General features: G+C 71.8%; 8 protein-coding genes and 1 pseudogene. 6 read left to right on the top strand and 3 right to left on the bottom strand.

Translation table 11 applies throughout. The features are described 5' to 3' along the window. Window positions 1-132: 132 nt before the first annotated feature. Window positions 133-480 (bottom strand): annotated as a pseudogene (locus tag AC07FV_RS19520) (YbjQ family protein); the annotation flags it as partial. A gap of 135 nt (window positions 481-615) precedes the next feature. Between AC07FV_RS19520 and AC07FV_RS19515 the strand changes: the two are divergent. Further along, on the top strand, window positions 616-1,551 hold the full coding sequence (locus AC07FV_RS19515; RefSeq protein WP_479088661.1) for a DedA family protein: 936 nt from the start codon (window positions 616-618) through the stop codon (window positions 1,549-1,551). 36 nt (window positions 1,552-1,587) lie between these two features. Here AC07FV_RS19515 and AC07FV_RS19510 read toward each other — a convergent pair whose 3' ends face one another. Next, a complete protein-coding gene (locus AC07FV_RS19510; RefSeq protein WP_479088660.1) occupies window positions 1,588-3,300 on the bottom strand; it encodes a threonine/serine exporter family protein in 1,713 nt (570 codons plus the stop codon). Window positions 3,301-3,414: 114 nt separating this feature from the next. Further along, the gene (locus AC07FV_RS19505; RefSeq protein WP_007452023.1) at window positions 3,415-3,906 is read right to left on the bottom strand and encodes an inorganic diphosphatase; all 492 of its coding nucleotides are present in this window, start codon (window positions 3,904-3,906) and stop codon (window positions 3,415-3,417) included. 124 nt (window positions 3,907-4,030) lie between these two features. Here AC07FV_RS19505 and dacB point away from each other — a divergent pair, with 124 nt between their 5' ends. The 5 genes from dacB (at window position 4,031) to ftsH (ending at window position 10,901) form a co-directional block, all read left to right on the top strand. Beyond that, window positions 4,031-5,593, top strand: a complete 1,563-nt coding sequence (gene dacB, locus AC07FV_RS19500; RefSeq protein WP_479088659.1) for a D-alanyl-D-alanine carboxypeptidase/D-alanyl-D-alanine endopeptidase — start codon at window positions 4,031-4,033, stop codon at window positions 5,591-5,593. Window positions 5,594-5,664: 71 nt separating this feature from the next. After that, entirely contained in the window at window positions 5,665-6,792 is a 1,128-nt protein-coding gene (locus AC07FV_RS19495; protein ID WP_479088658.1) for a zinc-dependent metalloprotease, read from the top strand. Window positions 6,793-6,983: 191 nt separating this feature from the next. Then, entirely contained in the window at window positions 6,984-8,030 is a 1,047-nt protein-coding gene (gene tilS / locus AC07FV_RS19490; RefSeq protein WP_383650699.1) for a tRNA lysidine(34) synthetase TilS, read from the top strand. A 74-nt stretch (window positions 8,031-8,104) separates the two neighbouring features. Further along, window positions 8,105-8,665 (top strand): hypoxanthine phosphoribosyltransferase, encoded by a 561-nt coding sequence (hpt, locus tag AC07FV_RS19485; protein ID WP_019329873.1) that lies wholly within the window; start codon window positions 8,105-8,107, stop codon window positions 8,663-8,665. A gap of 196 nt (window positions 8,666-8,861) precedes the next feature. Beyond that, complete coding sequence (ftsH, locus tag AC07FV_RS19480; RefSeq protein WP_383650711.1) at window positions 8,862-10,901, top strand: ATP-dependent zinc metalloprotease FtsH; 2,040 nt, start codon at window positions 8,862-8,864, stop codon at window positions 10,899-10,901. Window positions 10,902-10,972: the final 71 nt, after the last annotated feature.

Here is a 10,972-nt window from a genome sequence, read left to right as displayed (position 1 = left end):
CTCCCCACCCAACCCCCCCCCCCCCCCACCCCCCCTCCCCCCCCCCCCCCCCCCCCCCCCCCCCCCCCCCCCCCCCCCCCCCCCCCTCCCCCCTCCCCCCCCCCCCCCCCCCCCCCCCCCCCCCCCCCCCCCCACCGCCGTCCCGTACGCGCACACCTCGGTGCCCACGTCCGCGGCCGCCGTCACGTCGAAGCGGAACGCCAGGACCGCGTTGGCCCCCCGCGCGCGTGCCTGCTCGACGAGCCGCTCCATCGCCTCGTTGCGCGTCTCGACCAGCGTCTTGGTGAGGCCGCGCAGCTCGCCGCCGACCATCGACTTCAGTCCGGCGCCGATCTGGCTCCCCAGGTGCCGGGAGCGCACGGTCAGTCCGAAGACCTCCCCGAGCACCTCCTGCACGCGGTGGCCCGGCAGGTCGTTCGTGGTCACGACGAGCACCTCGGGCCGAGGGCCCTGTCCGCCGCCGTATTCTTCGATGCTCATGGTTCTCAGGCTTCCCCGGGTCGGGCCACAGTGCACACCGGGACTGCCGGTGGAACCTGGAACCCGACGGCTGCGTTGATACGTTTGGGCAGCCAGTCCCAGCCCGCCTCCCCCAGCAGCAGGAGCCACAATCCCGTGACCACCCTTGCGCTCGGCCCCGAGTGGCTCAGCCCGGACTACCTGATCGAGACCTTCGCTCTTCCGGGCATCCTGCTCATCGTCTTCGCCGAGTCCGGACTCTTCGCGTTCCTGCCCGGCGACTCGCTGCTGTTCACCGCGGGCCTCTTCGTCGCCCAGGGCGAGTACATCAGCCAGCCGCTGTGGCTGGTGTGCACGCTGATCGTGCTGGCCGCCGTCATCGGCGACCAAGTGGGATACATGATCGGCAAGTTCCTCGGCCCCAAGCTCTTCAGCCGGCCGAACTCCAAGCTCTTCAAGAAGGAGAACCTGGACAAGGCGCACGAGTTCATGGAGAAGTACGGCCCCAAGGCGATCGTCCTGGCCCGCTTCGTCCCGATCGTCCGCACCTTCGCCCCCATCGTGGCGGGCGCCGGCCGCATGAAGTACCGCACCTTCCTCACGTACAACGTGATCGGCGGCGTGGCCTGGGGCTCGGGCGTCACCCTCGCGGGCTACTGGCTGGGCCAGATCGAGTTCATCCGCACCAACGTCGAGCCCATCCTCGTCCTGATCGTCGTCGTCTCGGTCGTCCCGATCGCCATCGAGTACCTGCGCGAGCGCGGCAAGAAGAAGCGCGCCGCCGCGACCGCGCCCCCCGCGGCCCAGCACCAGCCGCAGCCCTCGTACCCGGTCATGGACGACGCCACGACCCAGCTCCGCAGGGTCGACCAGTACGAGCAGCCGCAGCAGCAGTACCAGCAGCCGCAGCCCTCGCAGTACCAGCAGCCGCAGCCCTCGCAGTACCAGCAGCCGCAGCAGTACCAGCCGCAGCCCCCTCAGTACCAGCAGTCCCCGCGGCAGCCGTACCCCCAGCAGTACCCGCAGAACTACGGGCAGCAGCCCCACGGCGACCAGCAGAGCGGTCAGTACCCCTACAACCAGGGCCGCTGACCCGCCCGAGGGCGCGGGGGCGGCCCGTGACAGGCCCTAGAACCCCCGCGTCCGCTTCGCCGCCCGGCGACCGGCGGCGCTCGCGGCGCCCGGCACCCTCAGGAACAGCCGGGAGATCTCCCCACCGAGGTTCACCCCGATGGCGATGGCCATCGCGAGCGCCACCGCCTTGGACAGCGACAGCAGCCCCGAGTCCACCTCGCTCTGCGCGATCGCCAGCAGCCCGAAGTACGTCGCCGAACCGGGCAGCAGCGGCCCGATCGCCGCGGTGGTGTACGGCAGCGCCGACGCGAACCGGTACCGGGACATGAGCTGCCCGAACAGGCCCACCAGCCCCGCCGCGGCCGCCGTGGAGGCCACCGGCGAGATGTCGCCCGCGTAGTGCATGGCCCCGTAGACGCACCAGGCGACGCCACCGTTCAGGGTCACCGCCAGCACGGTGGCCCGTTCCTGCTGGAGCAGGATCGCGAAGGCCAGCGACAGCAGCATCGAGGCGAAGATCTGCACGATCGGCTCGTCACCGGTGCCCAGCTCGGCGTCCGGGTTGAGGTTGGCGCCCAGCTGGACGCCGAAGTACAGCACCACCAGCACCCCGGCGACGATGCTGACGAAGAAGTACATGACCTCCAGCAGCCGCGCGGCGGCGGTGATGTAGAAGCCGGTCAGGCCGTCCTGCACCCCCGCGACCAGCGCCCGTCCCGGCAGCAGTGCGAACAGCCCACCGGTGATCACCGCGGACGCCTTCACGTCGACGTGCGTCAGCGTCAGCGCGATGCCGATCGCCGCCGGCGGCATCGCGGCCACCGCGAACTGGTAGAACTCCGGCAGCCCGCGGCCGGCGCACAGCCACGCCAGCCGGTCGCCGAGCATCGCGCCGAACAGCGCCGCGAAGAACACGATCACGTCACCGCCGACCAGCAGCGAGGCCGCGCCCGCGAGCAGACCGCTCGCCGTGGTCAGCACCCAGGTGGGGTACGGGTGCCGGTTGCGGCGGATCTCCGCGAGGCGCCGGTAGGCCTCCTCCAGGGAGATCTGCGTCTCCGGGTCGCTGAGGTCGTCCACCAGCTGGAAGACGGCCGCGAGCCGGGTGTAGTCGGTGCCGCGGCGGCGCACCGTGCGCGACGCGGTCACCGGGTCCTCGACCAGCGACGGCTGGTGGGAGATGGACAGCAGGGTGAAGGTGACGTTCGGCTCGCAGCGGTCCAGGCCGTAGGAGCGGCAGACGGCGAACATCGCCGCCTCCACGTCCTCGGCGCCCTCACCCCCGGCGAGCAGCAGCTCCCCGATACGCAGCGTCAGGTCGAGCACGCGGGGCACGGCCGGGCCGGTCTCGTCGTCGTGCCGCTGCGGTGCCTCGGGCGCGGGCCGCTCGGCCACCGGCATGCGCAGCATCGCGCGCATCCGGTCCTGCCAGGGCACGTCCGTCAGACTGACCGCCGGGAAGCCGCTCGCGGGCGTGAAGGCGTTCGGCGCCGACCACGCGCTGTACGTGCTCGGGGTGGTGAACGCCGAACCCTCGGTGTCCTCCGCGGCCACGGCCGGCGGGGCGTCCACCCCGTCCGGCAGCGCGAACTCCGAGGTGGTCTCGGACTCCGACCCGGCGTGCCGCGCGACGGCCAGCCCCTCGGGGATCTCGAACTCGGACGTCGTCGACGACTCGCCGTCGATCGACGTCATCACCCCGCCCGGCGGCCGGAAGGCACTGTGGGCCTCGTCCGACTGCGGCTTGCGGTCCTCCGCCTCCGTCACCTGCGCAACGCTCCCTGGTACGAACACTCCCTCTCGTAACCCTCAGTATGCGCACCCAAACGTGAACGGGCCGCACGCGTCACGCGTGCGGCCCGTTACGGGAGGGGCTGCTGCTCAGTGGCCGCCCTGGTCCTTGAAACGCTTGTACGAACGCTCGATCTCGGCCTCGGCGTCGGTGCGGCCCACCCAGTCGGCGCCCTCGACGGACTTGCCGGGCTCCAGGTCCTTGTAGACCTCGAAGAAGTGCTGGATCTCCAGGCGGTCGAACTCCGACACGTGGTGGATGTCACGCAGGTGCTCCACACGCGGGTCGGTCGACGGCACGCACAGCAGCTTGTCGTCGCCGCCGGCCTCGTCCGTCATCCGGAACATGCCGATCGCGCGGCAGCGGATCAGGCAGCCGGGGAAGGTCGGCTCGTCCAGGATGACCAGGGCGTCCAGCGGGTCGCCGTCCTCGCCGAGGGTGTTCTCGACGAAGCCGTAGTCGGTCGGGTAGGCGGTCGAGGTGAACAGGCGGCGGTCCAGGCGGATACGACCGGTCTCGTGGTCCACCTCGTACTTGTTCCGCGAACCCTTCGGGATCTCGATCGTGACGTCGAACTCCACCGGACGCTCCTCCATGATCAGCACATAGTTCTGGTGGTTAAGTGTCCCTCACGCAGGTGCGTGATCGCGAAAGGGGCTGGTGGTAGTGCCGGAGCTGAGGCCTTGGCGGGCCGCGAGGCCGCACATGGCGCGGGCCGCGGGCGCCGTCCGACCGCGTCTCGCACGCGCCGCACGGTCCGCCGGACCGCGGGTCGCGCGGCTCGCACGGGCCACGGCACCGCAGCTCACCCGGATCACCAGGCCGAAGACCTGGCAGTACACCGCCGGCGCCGCCACCGCCGGGCTGGCACTGGCCGCCGGTGTGGTGACCGCCGCCGGCCCCTGGGACTCCACGGGTCAGCGTACGGCCGAGCAGGACCGGGCCGTCGCCCTGGAGCACACGGGTGGCGCAGATCACGGTCGCGGATCACGCGGCACCGGCCCGGCGGCCGGCCCGCCCCGCCCCGCGCCCAGCGCCGGCTCCGTCCTGGCCTCCCTGGGCGGCGACGAGGGCGCGCGGCCGGACGGGGCCAAGGCGGCGCCGGGCGGGACCGCCCTCGCCGACGCCCTCGACCCCCTGCTGGCGGACCCGGCGCTCGGCACCCGCCCCGGCGCGACCGTCGTCGACCTCACCACCGGCAAGCGCCTCTACGGCACCGGCGCCGGCACGCCCCTCACCCCCGCCTCCACCACCAAGATCGCCACCGGCGTCGCCGCCCTCACCGCCCTCGGCCCCGACCACCGGCTCACCACCCGCACCGCCCTGGAGCCCGACACCGGCGAACTCGTCCTGGTCGGCGGCGGCGACCCGACCCTCACCGCACGCGCGGACGCCCGGGGCCTCGCGAGCCTGCGCACCCTCGCCGGGCAGACGGCGGCGGCCCTGAAGAAGCGGGACGTGCGCAAGGTGACGCTGTCCTACGACACGACGCTCTACGCGGGTGCGGAAACGCACCCGATCGGGGTCAACGAGAACCTCGCCCGCGTCACCGCGCTGATGGCCGACGAGGCCCGCACCGACGACTCCACCAGCGGCCCCGCCCCCCGCGTTCCCGACCCGGCCGCCGACGCCGCGCGCACCTTCGCCGGTCTGCTGAAGAAGCACGGCGTCACCGCGTCGGCCCCCGGCCCGTCCAAGGCCACCAACCGCGCCGACACCCTCGCCACCGTCTCCTCGCCCCCGCTGTCGGCCCTGGTCGAACGGATGCTGACCAACAGCGACAACGACCTCGCCGAGGCCCTGGCCCGGCACACCGCCGTGGCGACCGGCAAGCGCGCCGACTTCAAGGGCGTCTCCGCGGCCGTCACCGCCCGTCTGAAGCAGCTGGGTCTGCCCGTGCGCGGCGCCGAGTTCCACGACGGCAGCGGTCTGGACCGCACCGACCGGATCACCGCCGAGCTGCTCACCGCCCTGTTGGCCGAAGCCGCCGACCCGGACCGCCCCGAGCTGCGTCCGGTCCTCACCGGCCTGCCCGTCGCCGGCTTCACCGGCACGCTGACCAGCCGCTACACGGACGGCGCGGCCGGCCTCGTCCGCGCGAAGACCGGCACCCTCACGGGGGTCAACACCCTCGCGGGCACCGTGGTCACCGACCGGGGCCGCGTGCTGGCCTTCGCCTTCCTCGGCTCCGGCACGACGGACGCCTGGGCGGCCCAGGCGGCTCTGGACAGGGCGGCGACGACCCTGGCCTCCTGCGGCTGCGCCTGACCACCCGGCGCCCCCACCCCACCGCTCGCCACGGCCTGCCCCTGACGGCGGTGCTCACGTACGGTTGACGCATGACGAGCTTCGGCGCATCTTCCGGCATGGTCGACTGGAATCTCGCGGTGGCGACCGCCACCCGGCTCGTACGACCGGGCCCCGAGGTGAGCCGCGACGAGGCCCGGGCCGTCGTCGCGGAACTCCGCCGCCATGCCAAGGTCTCGGAGGAGCACGTCCGGGGCTTCACCCGGATGGCCACCGAGGAGATCCACGACACCCCCGTCCTCGTCGTCGACCGGCCCGGCTGGGTCCGGGCCAACGTCGCCGGGTTCCGGGAGATCCTCAAGCCCCTGCTGGAGAAGATGCAGGAGCGGCGCGGCGACGGCGCCGGCAACGCGGTCCTCGGCGCCGTCGGCGGCAAGGTCACCGGCGTGGAGCTGGGCATGCTGCTGTCCTTCCTGTCCTCCCGCGTCCTCGGCCAGTACGAGACCTTCGCCCCGGCCACCCGCGAGCTGCCCGCCGGTGCGAACGGCGGCGGCCGGCTGCTGCTGGTCGCGCCGAACATCGTGCACGTGGAGCGCGAACTCGACGTGGACCCGCACGACTTCCGCCTGTGGGTGTGCCTGCACGAGGAGACGCACCGCACCCAGTTCACCGCGGTGCCCTGGCTGCGCGACCACCTGGAGGGCGAGATCCAGTCGTTCCTCGCGGAGACCGACGTCGACCCCATGACGGTGCTGGAGCGGGTCCGCGAGGCCGCCCAGACGCTGGCGGGGGGCCGCCCGGAGGGCGAGGAGGAAGACGGCGGCCGCTCCCTGGTCGAGCTGGTGCAGACCCCCGCCCAGCGCGAGGTCCTCGGCCGGCTCACCGCCGTGATGTCCCTCCTGGAGGGCCACGCCGACTTCGTGATGGACGGGGTGGGCCCCTCGGTCGTGCCGAGCGTCGGCGAGATCCGCGAGAAATTCCAGCAGCGGCGTGCCAAGGGCGCCTCCCGCCTCGACCTGGCCCTGCGCAAGCTGCTCGGCCTCGACGCCAAGCTCCGCCAGTACCGGGACGGCGAGCGTTTCGTCCGGGCCGTCGTCGACGAGTGCGGCATGGACGGGTTCAACCGCGTCTGGACCTCGCCCAACACCCTCCCGACCAAGTCGGAGATCGCCAAACCGGCGGACTGGATCGCGCGGGTGCACCGCACGCCGGAGTCGTGAGCCCCGCGGGCGGGCGCGCGACGGAACCGGCCGACGGCAGGTAAACGCCCCTCCAATCACCCGTCCGAGGGACCGTGGGCCTTCGACAGGCGTGCGATGCTCAGGGAACGGCCCGTTTCTGTCACCATCTACACACTCTGCGTGACCGAACCTCGGGCTCACCCCCGACAACTTCATGAAGGGCACCGGACATGGGTCCCCATCCTGCGGTCGCGGCGATACGCCTGGCGGTCCGCCGCGTCCTCCACGACATCCTCACCGAACTGAACAGCACGGCCGGCGTACCCGCCGCGACGGCCGCCGACCGCGTGCCCGAGCGCCCGCCCGCGCCGCTCGTGCTCGTCGCGTGCTCCGGCGGCGCCGACTCCATGGCACTCGCCTCCGCCCTCGCCTTCGAGGCCCCCCGGCTCGGGGTCCGCGCCGGCGGCATCACCGTCGACCACGGCCTGCAGAACGGCTCCGACCTGCGCGCCGAAGAGGTCGTCCTGCGCCTGCGCGAACTGGGCCTGGACCCGGTCGAGGCGACCAGCGTGACCGTGGGCCGTGCCGGAGGCCCCGAAGCCGCCGCCCGCGACGCACGCTACGCCGCCCTGGACGCCGCCGCCGCCCGGCACGGCGCCGCCGCCGTCCTGCTCGGCCACACCCGCGACGACCAGGCCGAGACCGTGCTGCTGGGCCTCGCCCGCGGTTCCGGCATCCGCTCCCTGTCGGGCATGGCCGCGGTCTCGGGGGCCGGCGGCCGTTACCGGCGCCCCTTCCTCCAGGTCGACCGGCAGACCGCCCGCAAGGCCTGCATGGTCCAGTCCCTGCCCGTCTGGGACGACCCGCACAACGCCGACCCGGCCTACACCCGCTCCCGGCTGCGCCACGAGGGCCTGCCCGCCCTGGAGAAGGCCCTCGGCAAGGGCGTCGTGGAGGCCCTCGCCCGTACGGCCCAACTCTCCCGGGACGACGCCGACGCCCTCGACACCTGGGCCCGCCAGGCCGAGGCCGGCGTCCGCGACGCCACCGGTGTGCTGGAGTGCGCCAAGCTCTACGCCCTCCCGCCCGCCGTGCGCCGCCGGATCCTGCGCCGCGCCGCCATCGAGGCCGGTGCCCCGGCCGGTGCGCTGTTCGCCCGGCACGTCGAGGAGGTGGACCGGCTGATCACCGGCTGGCGCGGTCAGGGGGCCATCAACCTCCCCGGCAAAGTCGTCGCCCGGCGGCAGGGTGGCAGACTGGTGATTCGGCAAGGCTGAATCCGGGCCCTCCCACCGATCCGCGCACGGATCGCCGGGGCGCTCCGGAGTGGCCGGTGGGACGACCGAAAGTGATGCGGGTGGACGCGAACGACATGGGTGCCGACCTCGAGAAGGTACTCATCACCAAGGAAGAGATCGACGCGAAGCTGGCCGAGCTGGCCGCGAAGATCGACGCGGAGTACGCGGGCAAGGACCTGCTCATCGTCGGCGTCCTCAAGGGCGCCGTGATGGTCATGGCCGACCTGGCGCGCACGCTGTCCACCCCCGTCACCATGGACTGGATGGCGGTGTCCTCGTACGGCGCGGGCACCCAGTCCTCCGGCGTGGTGCGGATCCTCAAGGACCTCGACACCGACATCAAGGGCAAGCACGTCCTGATCGTCGAGGACATCATCGACTCCGGCCTGACCCTGTCCTGGCTGATCTCCAACCTCGGCTCGCGCGAGCCCGCCTCCCTCAAGGTGTGCACGCTGCTGCGCAAGCCCGACGCCGCGAAGGTCGCCATCGACGTGGAGTGGGTCGGTTTCGACATTCCCAACGAGTTCGTCGTCGGCTACGGCCTGGACTACGCCGAGAAGTACCGCAACCTCCCGTTCGTCGGTACGCTCGCGCCCCACGTCTACGGCGGCTGACACGGCCCCGTAGCGGGCTCCACGGCGTTCCGGGGGGCCGGCCGGGAACCCCGGAGGCCTCCGCGCCGTTGGAGCATGCAGACGGGGCGCCGGCCGTCCCGTGCGGCTGAGGGCCGCCAGGCTGGGGTACCGTCAGAAGAACTGTCTTATCAAACTCACTATGGCAGGAGGGACGGGGCGGCACCGCTCCGTGTGGATGGACGTGAAGCGATACTTCCGTGGGCCGGTCATGTGGATCGTGCTGGCCGTCCTTGCCGTGGTCGTGTTGATGCAGGTCGTCGGCTCGTCCGGCGGCTACAAGACGGTGGACACTGGCCAGGTCGTCCAGGCGATCAACGACAACAGGGTCGAGTCGGCCAAGCTCACCACCGGTGACGAGCAGACCATCGAGGTCCACCTCAAGGACGGCGAGAAGGTCGAAGGCAGCTCGAAGATCAAGGCGAGCTACATCGGCGACCAGGGCGTGACCCTCGCCAGCACGCTGCAGAACAAGTACCAGGACAAGCAGATCCCCGACGGCTACACCGTGTCGCCGTCGAAGCAGAACCCGTTCGTCGGGCTCCTGATCACTCTGCTTCCCTTCGTCCTCATCGTGGTCATCTTCCTGTTCCTGATGAACCAGATGCAGGGCGGCGGCAGCCGGGTCATGAACTTCGGCAAGTCCAAGGCGAAGCTCATCACCAAGGACACCCCCAAGACGACGTTCTCCGACGTCGCCGGTTCGGACGAGGCCGTCGAGGAACTCCACGAGATCAAGGAGTTCCTCCAGGAGCCGGCCAAGTTCCAGGCCGTCGGCGCCAAGATCCCCAAGGGCGTGCTGCTGTACGGCCCGCCCGGCACCGGCAAGACCCTGCTCGCGCGCGCCGTCGCAGGCGAGGCGGGCGTCCCGTTCTACTCGATCTCCGGTTCCGACTTCGTCGAGATGTTCGTCGGTGTCGGTGCCTCCCGTGTGCGCGACCTGTTCGAGCAGGCCAAGGCGAACGCCCCGGCGATCGTCTTCGTCGACGAGATCGACGCGGTCGGCCGCCACCGCGGCGCCGGCCTCGGCGGCGGTCACGACGAGCGCGAGCAGACCCTGAACCAGCTGCTCGTCGAGATGGACGGCTTCGACGTCAAGGGCGGCGTGATCCTCATCGCCGCGACGAACCGGCCGGACATCCTCGACCCGGCGCTGCTGCGCCCGGGCCGCTTCGACCGGCAGATCGCGGTCGACCGCCCCGACATGCAGGGCCGTCTGGAGATCCTCAAGGTCCACCAGAAGGGCAAGCCGGTCGCGCAGGACGTCGACCTGTCGGCCGTCGCCCGCCGTACGCCCGGCATGACCGGTGCCGATCTGGCCAACGTGCTGAACGAGGCCGCCCTGCTGACGGCCCGCAGCGACCAGAAGCTGATCGACAACCACATGCTGGACGAGGCGATCGACCGTGTGGTCGCGGGCCCGCAGAAGCGGACCCGGATCATGTCGGACAAGGAGAAGAAGATCACCGCGTACCACGAGGGCGGTCACGCCCTGGTCGCGGCGGCCTCACCGAACTCCGACCCCGTCCACAAGATCACGATCCTGTCGAGAGGCCGGGCCCTCGGTTACACGATGGTGCTCCCGGACGAGGACAAGTACTCGACCACGCGCAACGAGATGCTCGACCAGCTCGCCTACATGCTGGGTGGCCGCGCGGCCGAGGAACTGGTCTTCCACGACCCGACGACGGGTGCCGCCAACGACATCGAGAAGGCCACCGGCCTGGCTCGGGCGATGGTGACGCAGTACGGCATGACCGAGCGTCTCGGTGCGATCAAGTTCGGTGGCGACAACACCGAGCCGTTCCTCGGACGCGAGATGGCTCACCAGCGCGACTACTCGGAAGAGGTCGCCGCGCTGGTGGACGAAGAGGTCAAGAAGCTGATCGAGACGGCGCACAACGAGGCCTGGGAGATCCTGGTCGAGAACCGCGACGTCCTCGACAACCTCGTCCTCGCCCTGCTGGAGAAGGAGACGCTGGGCAAGGAGGAGATCGCCGAGGTCTTCGCCCAGATCGTCAAGCGCCCGGCCCGGCCCGCCTGGACCGGATCGTCCCGCCGTACGCCCTCGACCCGTCCGCCGGTGCTCTCCCCCAAGGAGCTCGCCCTGACGAACGGAGCGAACGGCGCCACGCCGGCGATCACCACCGCCAAGAGCAGCACGGCGGAGCCGGCCCCGGCACCGGAGCGAGCCCCGGAGGACCGCCCGGAGAGCTGATCCAGCCACTCCCGGCGGCCCCACCAGGCCCGGAATGTATGCCGCGCCCCCCAGGTTCTAGCCTTGGGGGG

The organism is Streptomyces sp. NPDC045956, assembly GCF_056430705.1.
This window is presented reverse-complemented; position numbering and strand designations above follow the sequence as displayed.